The 16,336-nt window shown below is 61.9% G+C and carries 17 protein-coding genes; 14 read left to right on the plus strand and 3 right to left on the minus strand.

Going from position 1 to position 16,336, the window contains the following annotated elements; translation table 11 throughout:
- Nucleotides 1-215: 215 nt before the first annotated feature.
- The 6 genes from OLX23_RS22995 (at nucleotide 216) to OLX23_RS23020 (ending at nucleotide 4,673) form a co-directional block, all read left to right on the plus strand.
- A complete protein-coding gene (locus OLX23_RS22995) occupies nucleotides 216-1,544 on the plus strand; it encodes a hypothetical protein (RefSeq protein WP_264447590.1) in 1,329 nt (442 codons plus the stop codon).
- A gap of 48 nt (nucleotides 1,545-1,592) precedes the next feature.
- Nucleotides 1,593-1,892 carry a hypothetical protein gene (locus OLX23_RS23000; RefSeq protein WP_264447591.1) on the plus strand — a complete coding sequence of 100 codons (300 nt, stop codon included), beginning with the start codon at nucleotides 1,593-1,595 and terminating at the stop codon, nucleotides 1,890-1,892.
- Complete coding sequence (locus OLX23_RS23005) at nucleotides 1,889-2,878, plus strand: hypothetical protein (RefSeq protein WP_413629927.1); 990 nt, start codon at nucleotides 1,889-1,891, stop codon at nucleotides 2,876-2,878. Before OLX23_RS23000 ends, OLX23_RS23005 begins: the two co-directional genes overlap by 4 nt.
- A gap of 73 nt (nucleotides 2,879-2,951) precedes the next feature.
- Nucleotides 2,952-3,308 (plus strand): DUF3768 domain-containing protein, encoded by a 357-nt coding sequence (locus tag OLX23_RS23010; RefSeq protein ID WP_264447593.1) that lies wholly within the window; start codon nucleotides 2,952-2,954, stop codon nucleotides 3,306-3,308.
- 196 nt (nucleotides 3,309-3,504) lie between these two features.
- A complete protein-coding gene (locus OLX23_RS23015; RefSeq protein WP_264447595.1) occupies nucleotides 3,505-3,735 on the plus strand; it encodes a hypothetical protein in 231 nt (76 codons plus the stop codon).
- Between the two features lie 434 nt (nucleotides 3,736-4,169).
- The gene (locus OLX23_RS23020; RefSeq protein ID WP_264447597.1) at nucleotides 4,170-4,673 is read left to right on the plus strand and encodes a DUF736 domain-containing protein; all 504 of its coding nucleotides are present in this window, start codon (nucleotides 4,170-4,172) and stop codon (nucleotides 4,671-4,673) included.
- Between the two features lie 159 nt (nucleotides 4,674-4,832).
- Here OLX23_RS23020 and OLX23_RS23025 read toward each other — a convergent pair whose 3' ends face one another.
- Nucleotides 4,833-5,753, minus strand: coding sequence for an antitoxin (locus tag OLX23_RS23025; RefSeq protein ID WP_264447598.1), 921 nt, complete (start codon nucleotides 5,751-5,753; stop codon nucleotides 4,833-4,835).
- On the minus strand, nucleotides 5,753-6,844 hold the full coding sequence (locus OLX23_RS23030) for a hypothetical protein (protein ID WP_264447599.1): 1,092 nt from the start codon (nucleotides 6,842-6,844) through the stop codon (nucleotides 5,753-5,755). Before OLX23_RS23030 ends, OLX23_RS23025 begins: the two co-directional genes overlap by 1 nt.
- A 486-nt stretch (nucleotides 6,845-7,330) precedes the next feature.
- On the opposite strand from OLX23_RS23030, the gene OLX23_RS23035 reads away from it, so the two are divergent.
- The 5 genes from OLX23_RS23035 (at nucleotide 7,331) to OLX23_RS23055 (ending at nucleotide 11,665) form a co-directional block, all read left to right on the plus strand.
- Nucleotides 7,331-7,666 (plus strand): single-stranded DNA-binding protein, encoded by a 336-nt coding sequence (locus OLX23_RS23035; protein ID WP_264447601.1) that lies wholly within the window; start codon nucleotides 7,331-7,333, stop codon nucleotides 7,664-7,666.
- Nucleotides 7,667-7,729: 63 nt separating this feature from the next.
- Nucleotides 7,730-7,996 carry a hypothetical protein gene (locus OLX23_RS23040; RefSeq protein WP_264447602.1) on the plus strand — a complete coding sequence of 89 codons (267 nt, stop codon included), beginning with the start codon at nucleotides 7,730-7,732 and terminating at the stop codon, nucleotides 7,994-7,996.
- A gap of 783 nt (nucleotides 7,997-8,779) precedes the next feature.
- A complete protein-coding gene (locus OLX23_RS23045; protein WP_264447603.1) occupies nucleotides 8,780-9,775 on the plus strand; it encodes a DUF2493 domain-containing protein in 996 nt (331 codons plus the stop codon).
- 334 nt (nucleotides 9,776-10,109) lie between these two features.
- Nucleotides 10,110-10,493: a hypothetical protein gene (locus OLX23_RS23050; RefSeq protein ID WP_264447604.1), complete on the plus strand. Its 384-nt coding sequence runs from the start codon at nucleotides 10,110-10,112 to the stop codon at nucleotides 10,491-10,493.
- Between the two features lie 608 nt (nucleotides 10,494-11,101).
- Nucleotides 11,102-11,665: a hypothetical protein gene (locus OLX23_RS23055; protein WP_264447605.1), complete on the plus strand. Its 564-nt coding sequence runs from the start codon at nucleotides 11,102-11,104 to the stop codon at nucleotides 11,663-11,665.
- A 77-nt stretch (nucleotides 11,666-11,742) separates the two neighbouring features.
- Here OLX23_RS23055 and OLX23_RS23060 read toward each other — a convergent pair whose 3' ends face one another.
- On the minus strand, nucleotides 11,743-11,997 hold the full coding sequence (locus OLX23_RS23060; protein ID WP_264447606.1) for a hypothetical protein: 255 nt from the start codon (nucleotides 11,995-11,997) through the stop codon (nucleotides 11,743-11,745).
- A gap of 449 nt (nucleotides 11,998-12,446) precedes the next feature.
- On the opposite strand from OLX23_RS23060, the gene OLX23_RS23065 reads away from it, so the two are divergent.
- The 3 genes from OLX23_RS23065 to OLX23_RS23075 all read left to right on the plus strand — a co-directional run bounded on the left by OLX23_RS23065 (nucleotide 12,447) and on the right by OLX23_RS23075 (nucleotide 16,333).
- Entirely contained in the window at nucleotides 12,447-13,541 is a 1,095-nt protein-coding gene (locus tag OLX23_RS23065) for a tyrosine-type recombinase/integrase (protein WP_413629929.1), read from the plus strand.
- Complete coding sequence (locus OLX23_RS23070) at nucleotides 13,538-14,737, plus strand: site-specific integrase (protein WP_264447608.1); 1,200 nt, start codon at nucleotides 13,538-13,540, stop codon at nucleotides 14,735-14,737. Before OLX23_RS23065 ends, OLX23_RS23070 begins: the two co-directional genes overlap by 4 nt.
- Nucleotides 14,738-14,881: 144 nt before the next feature.
- A complete protein-coding gene (locus tag OLX23_RS23075; RefSeq protein WP_264447609.1) occupies nucleotides 14,882-16,333 on the plus strand; it encodes a DNA cytosine methyltransferase in 1,452 nt (483 codons plus the stop codon).
- Nucleotides 16,334-16,336: the final 3 nt, after the last annotated feature.

A 16,336-nucleotide genomic window follows, 5' to 3' on the forward strand; every position in this document is an offset into this window, starting at 1 on the left:
CAGACGTCCGGTTAGCGAGCGCGCCCGAAAACCCTTCAAGGTCAGCCCGCTGGGCCTAATCGGACAGGCAGAACCAGACCTAAGACCTCGACCACGATCAGCTTACCGAGTGCTGGGTCGAGCAATGGGCGGCAGACCTCTGCCAGGCCAGTTAGGGAGAGGAGAGGGAGGGAAATTTCGGCCCGCCAGATTTGGTGGGAAGTCGGGAGCCTCCCATGGACTGCAACACCATCGACGTGACGAATCCGGAAACCTGGCTTCGGCGCGGGCGGAGCCCGGCCGAGGCCGCAGCTCTCGCCGCCGCCTGGCAGGACTATCCCGATTTGCCCATCAGCGCGCCGGCGGATGAACGAATGGCGCGCACCCACGCCAGGACGATCGCCATGCGTCCCATCTTCGAGGCCATGCGCGTGCGCACCGAGGCCGAGCGCCAGAGCAAGAACTTCGCTTTCGTCTCGGGTCAGATCGCCGACGGCAGGGCCAGCGAACAGGACAAGGCGATCGTGCGGGCCCGGGACGATTACGGCTACGACTGGGATCGAGCGGTGCAGTTTGCGCAGGGCTGGTACGCGGCAATCGCTGGATGGAATCACCGGTGCACCGTGGCTGGCCGGAGCGACGCTCACGGGGCGTTGAAGGCAGCATACGATCACGGCTTTGCTGACGGTGGCGGTGACATCAGCGATCTGTTCGACGCTGCCCGTCGGGCGAACCTCGCCAGGGAAGATACAAGCGTGCGCCAATCCGCGCCTACTTCGCAATCCAGCGGCAAGCTCCGGCCGAGCCAATGGCCCATACCTCAGGACGGACATCGGCCGGTGTCGTGGGAGCGCCGGATCGTCATTCTGACAGAACTCGACCTTCTTCCGCCATTGGGGCGCGGCAACAGGCCGTCACGCCGACCGAGCGCGCTTCATCTCGCGCGCGAGCGCTCGGCAGAAGCACTCTCGATCCTCGTTTTGACCAGGACTGGATTTGTCGAGGCGGAGGATGCCGTCCCCTGTTCCCACACGATAACCGCGGCCGAGGCCGAAATTCTGATCGCAGACGACGCCGTAAGGGCCCAGCTGAAGGCAAGACTGGCCGCTCGCGAATGCGATGATCTGCTGGTTACCGCTCAAGGCGAGTTCCTGCGTGTCCTCGACGCACTGAGCGATGCGTTCCCCGTCATGCGCACGATGGAAAGGACGCGCAACACGCCGCTCCAGCAGCGCGCCCACCTTGAAATCTGGCTCGCTCGAGGCCGGATGCCGGGGCAAAATCTGGGTGCAGGTCACATTCGCTGGAGCAAGGCGAGCAAAGGACTGACGGCAAAGCTTGGAGAGTTCACAGCCCGCTACGCGGGCCCGGCTGCAGAATGGGGGCACCTCATCCGCGTGAGCCTTGAGGACGGCTCGATCGCTGACGGTTTTGTCACGGCCGACCATTCACCGTTGGCGCCTGAGATCCGTATCTCCAGCAAGGCCCGCCTGCGGCTCGAAATGGCCCAGGCGCTGCGCGCCTTTGGCGGCGCGACGCGCCTTAGCGAACGGTTCCCGTTCTGAGCCCCGCGCGAAACCACTTCCCTTCGGAAATTCAACCAGGAGCTTCGCATGGAAATCGCGAAAATGATGGTGCTTGGCACCGTTCACATGAGCCCGAAGACGGCAAAGGAGTGGATCCCGAACTGTCCGTGGGCCTGCTATGACAAGGGAGACTATGGTTGGTTCATGTACGTCTGTGATGACGTAGGCATCACGGAAGACGACGGTGTGCCGGCTGAGATCCGGTCCGCTATTCACGTCGCAAAGCGCGAAGGGTGCGACTGGATCATGTGGGACTGTGACGGTCCGCAGGTCGAAGAGCTTCCCGACTACGATTGGTCCGCCGCGACCGCGATGGTGCTTTCATGAACGCGATCGCCCCTCCGCCAATGACATCGGGCCGTCCGCGAAGGCCGATCGACTTCCTCTCGCTTGCGCGTCCGCGGGCCGTGCTTTCCTACGGCGTCGGCGTGGACTCGACCGCGCTTCTCCCCGAGCTCGTGAGCCAAGGCCGACCGCCCGATCTCGTGCTGACCGCCGATCCCGGCGCCGAGAAACCTGAGACCTACGCCTATCTCGAAATCATGCGCGACTGGATGGCGAGGCGCGACATCGAATTCCATGTCGTGCGCTACGTCACCAAGCGCTTCAAGAACTACCCGCCCTATGCCGATCTTGCAGGCTCACTCCTCACGAACGGCTGCCTTCCCAGCATCGCGTTCGGACGATCGTCCTGCTCGCTCAAATACAAGGCGGCGCCCCAGGAGGCCTTCATCAAGCGGTGGCAACCGGCGATCGACACGTGGGCGCGCGGCGAGAAGGTAACCCGCTACATTGGCTACGACGCCGGGAAGCGGGATGGGCAACGCTACGCCCATGCCGCGACGATCGCCGATCCATTCTTCGACAATCGCTACCCGCTGCGAGACTGGGGATGGAATCGACAGGCCTGCGAGGATCGCATCCGCGCCGAGGGTCTCCCGGTTCCGCCCAAGTCGAGCTGCGTGTTCTGCACCGCGATGAAGCCCGACGAGGTGCGGGCACTGCCCGCCTACTGGTTGCGCATGATTGTCCTCATTGAAGCCCGCGCGGCCCCGCGGTTGCAGACCGTCGAAGGTCTTTGGCGACGATCGACGAAAACCAAGCCTGGCAGGATGACGGACTTCATTCGTGTAGAGCGCCTGCTCCCCGAGGCCGAGATCGACGAGATAGTTGCCTCTGCCCCGACCTCGTTGGTGCGCTTCCAGGAGATGGCCGCCCACTACGATCTCGACAACAGACCCTCGCTCGAGACCTGGCTGCAGCGCTTTCACGCTCGAAGAGGGTCTGAAGAAGCGCGTGGCGGTGTCATGTAACGCGAGGAATTTCTGCGCAGGGGATCAAAGGTGGAGTGGGAGGGCCGCGGCGATCTAGCTGAAAGGAACGGCCATGCTCGCTACCACCCAAGCAACGACAGAGACGATCGCCCGGCTCAACGATCGAGCCCGCCAAGGTCTCGACCGCACCGCCAGGATAGTCATAACCGCAAATCTGCTGGCGCAGATTTCGGACGGAACGTTTCCTGGCGACGTTGTCGCACAGGCGAGGGTCATGAAAGCAGCTCGAGAATGCACCTTCACTTCGAGCTCGCCCGAGAGGGACTTCTCCAGCTTCGAGATCGACGGCGTGCAGGCCTGTCTCAAAATCGATTACTACGACCTCTGCCTCGAATTTGGATCGGATGATCCTGCAGATGCATCGGTCACCCGCAGGGTCATCACCATCATGGCCAGGGAGGACTACTGATGCGCCCCCTCACACCCGCAAGTCCGCGCGCGAAGCGCCAGATAGACGAAGCCTTGCAACTTATGAGACGGGCCCGCAAACTCCTTCGCGAAGCCGGCACTCCCAAAGCGACACAGAAGATCAGTATTGCGATTAACAGCGTCGAGGGTGCGCGCCGACATTGCGATCGCCGACCGATGATCTCGGAGCCTTAGTCATGGATAGCAATTTTCATTCTCCTGAATTTCCGCCGGTAGTCGACGCTGAAGCGTCCGCGATTGCCGCGGGCTTTACGAAGGCCGTGATCGCTGACAGCTCGCAGCATACGCTCGAATTGCTCATCAAGCCCGATACGGACCTTGATGGCACTTTTGAGGCATACGATCGGAGCGAGAACGAGATGCTCTCCGTCAATGGCTGGCTGTTCGATATCAGTCTGGACACTTGAGCGTATCATGTAACCTTGGTCGGAATGTGTAGTTAACATGCGATAACATCTGTTGCCTCCATTACGGGCGTAACTAAGTATTTCGTCGCATTTATACTGTCCGGACAATTTTCGAATGCGTACAAAATGCATGCGACCCGAAGGGCACTGCATGACCACGCAGTGTTTCCTTTCCCTGGGGCGGCCTTAGCTCCCCCGCCGGGGCCGCCCTCTCTTTTGCGCGTTTTCCCTTCCCCTTGGCAGACGGACAATGGCTGTCTGAGCGGCTGCGCCGCTCGGCCTATTTCACCCTCACCGCCAAGCCAGCGACGCCGCGCCTGACCGGCGCGGCGGATACGCGCGTTCGCGCGGGCCGGGCCGAAGGGCCCGGGGGAGGAGGGGGAAAGAGGATTGTGGTTCGGACATTGGGTTTCGGACTCATCAGGAGAAGTGGCATGAGCATGAACATTGGTAATCTGAAGGCGAACGAGCAGGGCACTCCGGTTGGTCGCATCGTAACGCTGGGCTTCAACGCAGTCGTCGCGCTGCGGGGAGTGGTCTCGAACAACGAACGCGCACCGGTTTTCGATGTTATGGGCCTCTCGGCCGATCGTCGGACCTGGGTGAAGATCGGCGCGCTGTGGGAATACTCGGCAAGCGGCACCGGCGAGAGCTTCTACTCGGGCCGGCTCGACGATCCGAGCCTTGCGGCGCCGCTCGATATCGCGGTCTTCAAGCAGGAAGACGAGAGCTTCAACGTCAGCTGGCGGCGCCCGCAGCGCAAGCGCGAGATGCCCGCAGCGTCGGGTGATGGCGCTCTGCCGCCGATGCCGCCGGCGGAGCCTGAAGGTGATCAGGTCGTCGACCCGGCCGCGGGTGGCGACGGTCTCGGTGACAGCACGGCGCCCGCTCCCAAGACGCCCGCGCGCGGCAAGCAGAAGGAGTTCGAACCCGCATAAGTGACGCGCCTCCGGCGTCGATTGAAAGGCCCGCCCTCCGGTCTTCCGGAGCGGCGGGTCTTTCTATTCATCCCTCATCACATTTGAAAGTTCGCTGCTGATCGGACCGACTTGGGGCGAAGTAGTGGTTCCATGGCCAGCTTCAGCGCCATCCCTTCCTTATTTTGACTCCGCTTGATCGAGCGCAGCCAGAAATTCCTTCATCACGTCGGCCGCACGCCGCTGACGTAGAATGCGCCGGTCGCGCGGCTCGGGCTCAGTCTCCACGTCGGCGTCGTCATCCTCGAAGCGCGCCACGGCAGTGGGACCGTCGCGCAGATAGCTCTCGTCAGGATTGGCGTCGCTGAAACGGACCGCGAGACGGCCGAGGGCCTCTCGGATCACAGCGCCATGCTCTCCCTCCATAGCAGCGCTAAACGCGCCATAGAGGGCTTCCTGGCCTCCCTCGTAATGCTCCAGGCAATAGACGAGGTCATGCGCGTCCTTGGGCTCAGCCCGCTGATCGAATGCGAACGCCTTGAGGCAGGTGAAGCTGACGATGTCGGCAAAACGTACCACCTCCGTCGCGCGGCCACCGCCATTGAGCAGCTCGGCGGTGATCTCAACCTGATCATGGAGGTCGAAGACCATTGAGGCATGTGGGATGTTGATCGCGGTCACGTTGCCCTCGGTAGGCAGCTCGGTCACGCGTCCACCGCTGAGTTCGGGCGCGTCCGCCAGAAATTCGATGACCATCGTTGCGCGACCGTCGATCTGCGCTTTCCAGCGCCAGGACTGCTTCTTGCCGGCGTCGTTCTCCGCACGATCGAAGCCCATCGCACGAAGATTATTCTCGAGCGTCTGATAGGCCTTCGTGTCGGTAAGCATGGCGATGTCGACGACGATGTCGACATCACCGGTCCCTGCATGCTGCGGGACGGCCGGCGGCCGGGCGGTAATGATATAGCGCGGTGCGAGCCCGCCGATAAGGAAGACCGAATCCTTCCACGGGCCGAGCCCGCGCAGTAGCGTGACGAGAACCCGCTCGCAGCCTTCGGTGACAGCGGCGCCATAGCCGCCGATGGTACGGGGCTTGGCCATTACTGCTCGAGCCTTTCTGTGCGGAGATGGGCGGCCATCTCCTTGGCTCGCCCAGAGCCCTGCAGCAGGTCGAGATAGACCTGCAGCGGCGGCGCGAGGGCGATCTCGTCGATCCGCTCGCCGACGGTGACATCACCCCGAGCCCTGGTTTCGATCACGGCCAGGTTCCAGCCTTCCGAAACCGGGCGGGCATGCAGACGTTCGAGTGCGCGATCGCGGTGTGGTCCGGGGACGATCCGGCAGCGGATCTGAGAGACGCTCGAGAGATAAGGCGCATAAGCCTGTGCGGCCGCCTCCGAGGTGACAGCATAAGCAGCATTAGCTTCATCGCACGCTCGATCGAGCTTTTGGGCGAGGTCCTCGGCATTGGCGCTCGAGACATAGTAGCGGTCGAACTTCGGCGGCTTTTGATCGGCGAGGAAATCGGCCCAGGCGTCGAGGACAAGTGTCGGTGCGCGCAACCGGCGCAGTTTCGAAGGCCCGGCGCCTTCGACCTCGACCCATTCACGCCGCTCCATTTCGCTGAGCGTTTCGGATGCCGTGGCGGGCGAGACTTCGGCATCCTCGGCGATCTGCTTGACGCTCACCCAGTCGGCGCGTCTCGCGAAGATTTCCTGGACCACGCGGGCGCGCTGGCCTTGGAAAATTGCCCGGAATGCCTTGCTGTCCTTGGGCGGAACGGGGCGATCGATATAAATGAAGGTGTTCGGTGCCGGTATGTAGAGCGTCCCGCCCAGGTCGTAAAATCCGATCTTCTCCTCCCGCAGGATCTCGCGTGCGCCCGGTGAGATGGCGCGCGCGATGAAGAAGGGCACCACCTCGCGTTCGGCGTCGTTCTGATGAGCGAGGTGGTTGCGGAGCTGCCAGACCGCCTGGCGCACGTCGCGTGGAAAGGCCTCGCGCTTGGCTTCGACTAGAAGCTGAAGCGACTGACCCGCGATGATTGCCTCGATAATGGCATCGACTCGACTACCGCGCGGCGTGAGTGCGACCTCCCGCTCTGCGATCCAGGCTTGTCCTTCGGGCAACCCGCCGATCGCATCGACGAGCCCATCCAGTAGCTCCTGTTCTTCATTTTCGAGTTTCAGCATATTTTCTGTCCAGTGAATAAGCATGATCTAGCGTATATTTGCCAATAAGTCTATATTCACTGAACAGCGATTTTCTACCGTTCTCTGGATTCCCGGATGCTCGTCTTGATAGCGTGTGTTCCGGATTTTTGCGCTTCCCAGATCAGAACGCCAGTGGCCAACGGGCCGGCAAGCGTGGATCCTGGTCGCCGGGAATGGCTACCTCACCGCCTGACGGTCAGCGGCGATCCAGCGAGAAGTCGTTCATCTCGAAAGAAGCCTCCAGTTGAACCGGTGGGCCGACCGCCTCGGTAGTGCCCCTTGCCCCTGCTCAGGAGCCGCCCCAACCCCGGCGTCCCGGGCCGTGTTGCCCGCTTCGCGGGCTGCCCGCACCACCCCGGTCCTTAGGGGTTTCCCTTCGCTTCGCTCCGGTGGGTCAGCCCCCGCCCAGGGGCTCATCAGGGGCACCGGCGGACGATCCACCGGTTCAACTGGAGGCTTAGGAAAATGAACAACGTCAACCTCGTCGGTCGTCTTGCCAAGGACCCCGTCGCCCGCGATCGCGGCGACACCCGGATCACCGAACTCACCCTGGTGACCGAGCGCCCGCGCATCCGCGAAGGCAAGGTTCAAAAGGACCCCGTAACCGGCTTTCCCCTCAAGGACGCCGAGTTCCACAAGGTCACGATCTTCAACGGCATGGGCATCGGTGTTCGCAACCATAAGCACAAGGGCGATCTGCTCGCGGTGATTGGCCGCATCCACTACACCCGCTGGACCGACGGTGATGGCCAGACGCGCTACGGCTGCGAGATCATCGCCGAAGAAGTCGAGTTTCTCTGAACCGAACGAGGGCGGCGCGCAGCGCCGCCCTTTCTGTTGCGTCCCGGACAGGAGAGCACCGTCATGAAGGACTTTGCCATCACATCGCAGCGCGACTTCGATCGCGCGGCACAATGCCTCAGGGACTTGGAGCGGTTCGCAGATCGCCGGGCCCAACTGCTCGCCTCCCTCGATGTTGGAAGCCTAGGCCCTGGCCAGCGGTGGCAGCTCGTTGTCGACGACGAGCGTATCGCCGAAGAGCTTGCGTGGGGGCACCTGTATCTCGAGCATCTGGTCAACATGGAAGCGCTCGGATCAGCGCTGAGCGGGCTGTCGCACCTGGCGGCCTGACGGCGATCTTGCCCGACCGATGCAGCCGGATGGATCTCGCTATGGCGGGTGGCCAAGTTACATGCTGCCCGCCGGAGCGATCTGAACCGTGCTTGTCGCCCTGCCTTACACGCAGGCCGCCTGCAGGATCGAGAATCTGGGGTGTCCCAGATCTGCAGATGGATTTGCACCCCACCTCAAATGGCCTGTCTGACGATGGGCGTGCTGAAGACTTGGACCTCATAGTTCAAGGGGCGCCGTGCGGCCGTTGGCCAGTAGATGTCGGGGAAGATCTGGGGATGGGGATCGCGCTCAGGTTCCGATATCGCGTATGTGTTGAAGGGAAGCAGGAAAGGGGACGGCGCATGCCGCTGCGCGGCACCGCTGCTCTATTCCGCTAGGGCTTCAGCGCATCGCCGGCCCAAGGGCCGGCTCGCTCAAAGCCCAAGCTCCACCGAGCCCCGCAAGCGGGTCTCGGCCCTGCGGGTGACGATCAGACTTGCGGGGGCGGCCGCGCCACCGACGTCGCGCCAAACGCACTGCCGCGCGCGGGGCGCGGGGAGAGCACAATTCTATTTATTCTCACACTGTAGGCCAAGTGTGGCACGCGTCGGTTGGCGTCCGTCAAGGATCCGCGGTCCCCCCAATTTTCACGACACCCTTCCGCTTCGCTCCAGGATGCCGAGAAAATCGGTTCCCCCACGGCCCGCTTCGCGGCGGCCTGCGGCCGTCCCTGACCTCCTGACCGCCACGTGCCTGATGATGAGGGTCATCAAGACGATGACGGACAATCGGAGGCTTATCATGACCCAGTTCAACAACTTCGCCGACCTCGCCGCCCACGTTGCCAACGAGCGCATCGCCCGTTCCGATGAATCCCACGAGCAGAGCTATGACGGCGCCTTCATCGAGCACAGCGAGCTGGCCAAGCTGACGGTCATGGATGCGCCGATTGCCTCCGAAATGCCCGATCCGGACATGGCTCGCGCGGCCGTGGAACTCGCCGTTGGCACGATCTTCGACGTCTTTCGCGACACCCGCATGGAGGAGTTCGCGCAGCAGATCGTCTGGGGAATGGTCAACTCCTTCCATATGACCGCCCGTATCGCCGAGGGACGCGAAGACGACGCCGCCAAGAAGCTGGGAGAGCTCGCCCGCAACTACGATCCGTCGGAAATCCACGCCGTCGAGATGGAGGAAACGCAGCTCCTCTGCCAGACCCTGCAGGGTTGCCGCGAAGCGCTGGAAGCCATGCGCGACCACGCATCGGCCGTCTATCGGGTCGAGACCGGAAAGCCCTTCACCGCAACGCGCGGCTCGCAGATTTCACGGGGCGGGGTCACCGCCTCGCAGATCAACGCACGCGACTTCCTGGCCGCACGAAACCGCCAGCGCAACGAAGAGCACGCACCGACCGGTCCGATGGTCGTCGTGTCGGGCGGTCAGCAGTGGCACGACCACGAGATGCTCTGGGACATCCTCGACGACATCCAGGCCCGTATCCCGGAAATGGTCCTCGCCACGACCGGGATGCGCAAGGGCGTCGACGCCACCGCCACCGCATGGGCGCAGGCCCGCAAGGTCAAAGCGATCAGCTTCATCCCCAACCGCGCCCACGGAAACCGCGCCGCCTTCCTCCGCAACGAAAACCTGGTCAAGCTGCGGCCGGTCGAGGCGATCGTCTGCGAAGGTTCGGGCATCCAGTCCAACCTCGCGCAGCGCCTTCGCCAGGCAGGCGTTCCGCTGCACATCCGCCGGCTCACCGATCAGCGTCCGGAGCAGTTCTCCAACCGGGCGTGAGCGCCCATCGGGAGGCTCGGGCATTCGCCCGGGCCTCCCTCTCTCTATCTGTTGCCCTGGGGCGCGACTGCAGGGGCATCGAGCCCCTTCGTCGCGGTCGCGACATGCCCTCTGGGCAGATCGCTCGCGAGCAAACCGAGAGGGAAAATCTCTCTCTAGTCGGCCCAGTCTGTCGGCCGTGCCGGGTGGTCTCAAGGACGGCAGGGGCCCACCATTTTCCCTGCGGGAAAATCGTTTCCCCTACCGCCGCTGACGCGGCCGCTACGCGGTCCCTGACACCACCCGGCACGGCCGACCTGATCCCTTGCGTCATCAAGACACAGGAGGAACGATCATGCAGGTTTCGTTGTTCAGAGCGCTGAAGTCCGCTAATATCTCGGACGAAGCCGCCGAGCGGGTGGTGCACGCCTTCGAGGAACACATCGAGATGGCCGTCGCAGAAGCCATGAAGCACTACGATGATCGCATCACCGCGATGCAGAGCATCATCGAAGCGAAACTCGATGCCGGTTTCAAAGGCATCGAGGCACGCATGGCGGGTCTCGATGGAAAAATCTCAGGCGTCGATGGGAAAATCGCAGGAATCGATGGGAAATTCGAGGGCAAGTTTGCGGGGATCCAAACGTCCATCGACGTGATGAAGTGGGTCCTCATCGCTCAGGGCACCTTGATACTCCTGGCAGGCACGATCGCCGGATACGTCAAAATCATCAGCTGACGAGGCTCAGCGCCCGCGCGAAATATTGGAGGGTCATCCGGGCGACCGGGTGGCCCTTCTTCGCATGTTCGGACGCCCGATAGGTCGCTAGCCAGCGGCACGGTCAGTGGCCGGCGCGGCAGTCCCTTGCTCGCTGACGGCCCCACGGCCGTTTCGCTTCGCGCGGGCTGCCGGCGCCGGATCACGGCATCGCCGGCATGCTCGCACCGGCCCGCCTTCGCGGTCCAGGTGCATCGCCCCGGCTCGCCTGCGTAGCGCGAGCGGAGAGGTCGAACGCGTGCGGCGAGGGCGGTGGCCGGCGCGGCGGTCCCTTGCTCGCTGACGGCCCTGCGGCCGTCTCGCTTCGCGCGGTCCGCCGGCGCCGGATCACGGCACCGCCGGCAGGCTCGCACCGGCCCGCTTTCGCGGTCCAGGAGTATCGCCTCGGCTCGCCTGCGCAGCACGAGTGGAGAGGTTGATTGCTTGCGACATGGACGCTGCGGCGCGTCGCTTCGCATCGTCCCACGGTACCACGGTGGAGCGTCAAGAATTGCGAGCAGCACGCGCCGAACTGGCGATGAAAAGAGGAGAGGGAGGGGAAAGGCCAGCCTATCAGCTGGAGACGATCGATGCCCGCCATGTTCCGCATTGTCGATACGGAATCACCCCTTCACTCGAAGCCTGCCACCCTCAATGCCCGGGAGCTGGCCGCACTGCGCGTTATCCTTCAGTCAGCAGGCCGCTACGCCATGCCCGACGATGGCGAGATGGACGGCACGGCTTTCAATTTCGAACACAACGCCAATGCCGTGCCGATCGCTACGTTTGCCAGCGCGCTGGGCGATCGCGAGGACATTCTGGCGATAATCGAGGAGGCCCAGTTTCTCGGCCGGGCTATCCGTGTAAGCCGGGCATCCACTGCTGACGAACCGCAGCTTCAGGTCAGCCCCAACATCGCACTCTCACCGCCGATCGCGGTCACGTTTGAGCAGGCAGAGCGCGTTCTGGAATGTCTTGGTTTCGAAGCCGGGGAGGTGCCCTCGATCCCGCTGGCGACGGTCCGCCAGAAACTTCACGATCCCGCAACCTGCTATCGTTTTGATCGATGCAAGCTCAGCCACATTTTCGATTATCTCGTGCGTTTTTGCGACACCGATTGCGGCGACCAACTCCCGCACCTGGCTTGGGCCTGAGACCGCTGAAATCGTCCTATGGAAAGGGCGTCGGAGCAAGCTCCGGCGCCCTTCATTTTGCAATCTGCTCTCGCGGCCTATGCCGCCTCGGCCGCCGGCTTCTTCGAAGCCGTGCCGATTGCAGATTCCAGCGCCTCGAGCGCGCGTTTCGAACCCAGTTCAACGGCGCATTTCAAAACTGAAATCGCCTTGTCGGTCGAGAGCCGTTTCACGAGCTTCTGAAGCTCGCGTTCCTCCTCTTCGCGCTCCATCTCCTCGAGGCGCTTACGCCGTTCCTCGAGCTCGACCTCCGCTTGTCGCAAGGCAGCTCTTTCGCGTTCGATCTTCGACATGGTTTCGCACCTTCCAGGACAGAAATGTCGCCTGGGATCATTGCCGAAATGCGAGCGATGATCGAGATGGATATTGCACGAGTTTGACTTGTTTTTACACCGATCTGGCGACCCTATGGAGTTCATTCCATGAATAAATTGCGGTTCAGCCTAGCGGCTGCCGCGTCCCACAAGGGTATCTATTTTGTCGTCAAGAACCATCAGGGAAACATCGGCAATGGCAAGGCTTCAAGTTCCTATTTTTTGCACACCCTACACGGAAAAACCGTAAAAGCAGGGTAAAAAATCAAGTAAAATCAAGCGATGCCGCTGCTGAAAACACGAGAGGTTGGACAGTTGCCGCAGGCCAGTTGCGTGCCAAGACCAAGGATTCCGGCGGGCTAGAGAAGGCAAAAAAGCGACCCTGCAGGCTATATGCGTACCACGCACTGCGTAAGCCGCCGAAAACTGTGACAATCCTGTGGGATACAGAAGTGCCGGCCTTCGGCCTGCGCTGTCGTCCTAGTGGGCACAAGAGCTGGATTGTTCGGTATCGTGAGCGCGGAATGGAGCGGTTCAAGACGCTAGGGAGTGTGCCGAAAATGACGGCGCGCCAGGCACGCCGGGAAGCTCTCAGAATCCTGCAGGAGGTAGCGCTAGATGGCCTGCCTCAGAAGCCGAAAGAGAGGCCCGGAAAAGGGCTCACGTTCGAAGAGTTTGCGGCGGAGTTCATTGGCCTGCGTAAGGGCGGTTGGAAGCCGTCTACTACGGCTCGCAACGAGCATGCGCTGCGCAGAGACATCCTGCCATTCTTTGGCTCCATAGCCGTGGCGGCGGGGCAGGTCAGTGACGTCGCTCGTTGGCGTGATGCGATGGCCCATGAGCCAGCCATGTTCAACCGGGCTGTGCCGGTGCTCTCGGCGATGTTCCAGCAGGCCGAATTGCTCGGCTATCGCAAGCGGGGCTCGAACCCCTGCAAGGGCATCGCGCGCTACAAGCGCAAGCTCCTCGAGCGCTACTTGAGCCCTGCAGAATATCGTGCGCTTGCCGCCGTCCTGAGAGAGGGGGAACGGGAGTACCCGGCTGCCGTCCAGCTCATCCGGTTGCTGATCTATACCGGTGCCCGCGTCGGCGAAATCGCGGGCCTGGAATGGGAATGGGTGAAGCCCCCACGCATCTTCCTGCCTGATAGCAAAACCGGGGCGAAGGTCGTCTATTTGAACGCCCCAGCGGCGGCGATCCTCGACGACCTCCGGGGTGAGAATGCCACAGGCCTGATATTCCCGTCCCGACGACGGCCGAGCCTACCGTACAACGTCAATCCGGCGTGGATGGACTTGCGGACGCGGGCAGGCCTCAGCAACGTCCGGTTGCATGATCTGCGCCACAGCTTTGCATCCGTCGCGATCCGCGATGGCATTCCGCTGACGCTGATCAGCAAGCTTCTGGGCCATGCCCTTCCTGAAACCACGGCTCGATATGCGCACCTGGCTGATGATGTGGTTTCCGAGGCCGCAGCACGCGTCTGCGCTTCGATCGCTGGAAAAATGGAGCCGACAGCATGAACGCTCTTACGCTCAAAGCCATTCTCGTCCAGGAGCTTGCCTCGCTGGGTTTGCCTGCCGATGACGCAGGGCGAAACGCGCCAGGCAAGAGATACACGCAGTGGGCAAAAGACCTGCCATGCTTCGGACTGCGATCCTACAGCTCGGGCCGGAAGGTGTACGTCGTACAGGCCAGATCAGAAGGCCGAAATCGAACACTGACGATCGGCAATGCCCGTGTGCTTTCGCGCGCGCAGGCGCTCGATGTGGCGCGCCGAATTCTTCTGCGCATGCAGACGGGCGAAAGCCATGGCGACGACAAAGTCGTAACTAGGCGCATGCCACTCTATGAACAGTTTTTGCAGGAGTTTTGGGATAAGATTTCCCCAAGATGGAAAGCATCAACGTTGTCTCGGAATGCCTACTACCGAAACCATCTGACGGGTGCGTTCCCACGGCGCTTTCTGGACAAAATCGAGGTCGCGGATGTTGCGCGCTGGTTCGCGGCGATCACCGCGAACTCGGGGCCGGCGGCCGCGAACCGCGCGCTTGAACTGCTATGCGCGCTATTCAACAAGGCCGAAGCGTGGGGAGTGCTGCCGGGCAGAGCGAACCCCTGTACCGAGATCAAGCGCCACCGCCTGCACAAGCATCAATGCCTGCTTACGGCTGATGAACTGGCGCGCTTTGGTCAGGCACTCGCCGACCTGGAGGCCGTTGCACCGATGCAGGTCGCGGCGATAAAGCTGGTCGCTCTCACGGGTTGCAGAAAATCCGAAATCTGCGGCTTAGGCTGGGATGAGGTGAAAGGGCGTCGCCTCTTGCTCCACGACGCCAAGACCGGCCCCCGCACGGTATGGATGGGCGCGGAAGCGGAGGGGGTTCTGTCTTCCATCGCCAGGCACCCGACGGTCCCTTGGGTTTTCAGGATCGGAGATCGTCAGTTAACCGTAGCAAGCCTCGACGGCGTCTTTCGTAAGGCTCGCTTGGCGGCCGGTCTCTCACACGTGCGGATGCACGATCTCCGTCATAATTTTGCGAGCCATGCCGCGACTATGTCGGAAACTCTGCCGATGATCGGCAAGTTGCTGGGTCACGCGTCGCTGCAGATGACGGCGCGCTATGCGCACCTTGATGACGAAGCGGTCATCTCGGCTAATGATGCGATTGGACAGCTATTGGTTAGGATGACGGGGGAGGGGCAAGCTGTCCGATAAGCTTGGCCAAGCCGTCATCCCGCAACCCAGCGGGCGAGAAAAGTGATTCTAACTCGCCGAAACCCGTGATATGTTCCCTATATGTTCTGCCGTCGAAATCTGGAAAAGCGTCCAGCTGAGTGGCGTCACGTCGAGGAGATTGCTATGGGGACCGTCGGTCGGTTAGGGGCGAAACGGACTGAATTTTCTGAGACATCAAGCTTGAATAATGCTTTAGTTCAAAAGCAACGCAAGGATGATTTCTCCTCTATCGGGGCCAGGCGGGGAATGAGAACCTATACATTTGGTGATTTGTTTTCGGGCTGTGGTGGATTTTCGCTCGGCCTGTCGCAAGCTGGCTTGCAGGGGGTTTTTGCGATCGAACGCGATCCGATGGCGTTCGATACTTTCTCGGCCAATTTCCTTTCAAAAGCGGCCAAGGGCCGTCGATTTTCTTGGCCAGACTGGCTCTCCCGCCAGGCTTGGGACATTGAGCAGCTACTGGACAAGCACCGTTCCGATCTGGCGAAGCTTGGAGGGAAAATCGACGTTCTGGCGGGAGGCCCCCCTTGCCAAGGTTTCAGTTTCGCAGGGCGGAGGGTGGAAGACGATCCCCGGAATCTCTTGTTCGAGCGGTACGTCGAGGTAGTCGAGGCCTTACAGCCGCAGGCGCTTATCCTCGAAAACGTGCCCGGAATGAAAGTCGCTCACGCCCGCAGGAACGTGGTCGATCTTCCAATCCCAGGTTCGCTGGCAGAGAAGCCAAAGTCGTTTTATGATCGGCTTGTGGAGCGGCTGCGCGTCGCAGAATACGAGGTCGCGGCGGTTCTCGTAGATTCGTCGCGCTTTGGTGTCCCGCAGCGCCGTTCCCGCCTAATAGCGGTCGGCGTTCGCCGCGACCTGTGCGAATGGCTGGACGGCGGTCTGGGGCGAATTTTTGAATTGCTCGAAGAGGCCCGTGTGAGGCAGTTGAAGGAACTTGGCCTTCCTAGCGCCGTCAGCGCTAGCGACGCGCTGTCCGATCTCGAAGTGGGTGGAAAAGGCTTGGTGGATTGCCATGACCCCGCGCTTTCGCGTCCAGCCAAGGAAGTCCCATACGACGGTCCAGCCACGCGATACCAATGGCTCATGCACGAGGGACACGAGGGTCCGATGGACAGCATGCGATTAGCACGTCATCGCGACGACGTAAGGGAACGGTTCGCGCGAATCTTGGCAGAGTGTCGGCGCGGGGTTCGTATGGACGACGAGAGCCGTAAGACCTACGGCCTCAAGAAGCACCGCATCTATCCAATGGCGAGCGGAGAGCCAGCCCCGACCGTCACGACGCTTCCCGACGACATCTTGCACTATTCCGAGCCTCGAATCCTGACAGTGCGGGAATATGCGCGTCTCCAGTCCTTCCCTGACTGGTTCGCATTCAAGGGCAAGTACACTACCGGGGGCGAGCGCAGGACCAAGGAATGCCCTCGCTACACCCAAGTCGGGAACGCTGTACCTCCGTACCTTGCTCGCGCTATCGGCGCTGCTGTACGCGACCTGCTAGAGGAGGTCGCGGTTACGAAGTCTGTATTCGGCAAGTCAGTGGAAGCAATGCCGATCGCGGCCACAGCCTAAGGG

This window comes from Novosphingobium sp. JCM 18896 (assembly GCF_025938095.1).
In the GTDB taxonomy this organism is placed as follows: Bacteria; Pseudomonadota; Alphaproteobacteria; order Sphingomonadales; family Sphingomonadaceae; genus Novosphingobium.

Coding starts and splice junctions, on each gene's coding strand:
- OLX23_RS23050 (WP_264447604.1), top strand. CDS start 10,110: ATGCAGGTTTCGTTGTTCAGAGCGCTGAAGTCCGCTAATATCTCGGAC.
- OLX23_RS23075 (WP_264447609.1), top strand. CDS start 14,882: ATGGGGACCGTCGGTCGGTTAGGGGCGAAACGGACTGAATTTTCTGAG.
- OLX23_RS23005 (WP_413629927.1), top strand. CDS start 1,889: ATGAACGCGATCGCCCCTCCGCCAATGACATCGGGCCGTCCGCGAAGG.
- OLX23_RS23060 (WP_264447606.1), bottom strand. CDS start 11,997: ATGTCGAAGATCGAACGCGAAAGAGCTGCCTTGCGACAAGCGGAGGTC.
- OLX23_RS23000 (WP_264447591.1), top strand. CDS start 1,593: ATGGAAATCGCGAAAATGATGGTGCTTGGCACCGTTCACATGAGCCCG.
- OLX23_RS23030 (WP_264447599.1), bottom strand. CDS start 6,844: ATGCTGAAACTCGAAAATGAAGAACAGGAGCTACTGGATGGGCTCGTC.
- OLX23_RS23035 (WP_264447601.1), top strand. CDS start 7,331: ATGAACAACGTCAACCTCGTCGGTCGTCTTGCCAAGGACCCCGTCGCC.
- OLX23_RS23015 (WP_264447595.1), top strand. CDS start 3,505: ATGGATAGCAATTTTCATTCTCCTGAATTTCCGCCGGTAGTCGACGCT.
- OLX23_RS23055 (WP_264447605.1), top strand. CDS start 11,102: ATGCCCGCCATGTTCCGCATTGTCGATACGGAATCACCCCTTCACTCG.
- OLX23_RS23010 (WP_264447593.1), top strand. CDS start 2,952: ATGCTCGCTACCACCCAAGCAACGACAGAGACGATCGCCCGGCTCAAC.
- OLX23_RS23070 (WP_264447608.1), top strand. CDS start 13,538: ATGAACGCTCTTACGCTCAAAGCCATTCTCGTCCAGGAGCTTGCCTCG.
- OLX23_RS23020 (WP_264447597.1), top strand. CDS start 4,170: ATGAGCATGAACATTGGTAATCTGAAGGCGAACGAGCAGGGCACTCCG.
- OLX23_RS23040 (WP_264447602.1), top strand. CDS start 7,730: ATGAAGGACTTTGCCATCACATCGCAGCGCGACTTCGATCGCGCGGCA.
- OLX23_RS22995 (WP_264447590.1), top strand. CDS start 216: ATGGACTGCAACACCATCGACGTGACGAATCCGGAAACCTGGCTTCGG.
- OLX23_RS23025 (WP_264447598.1), bottom strand. CDS start 5,753: ATGGCCAAGCCCCGTACCATCGGCGGCTATGGCGCCGCTGTCACCGAA.
- OLX23_RS23045 (WP_264447603.1), top strand. CDS start 8,780: ATGACCCAGTTCAACAACTTCGCCGACCTCGCCGCCCACGTTGCCAAC.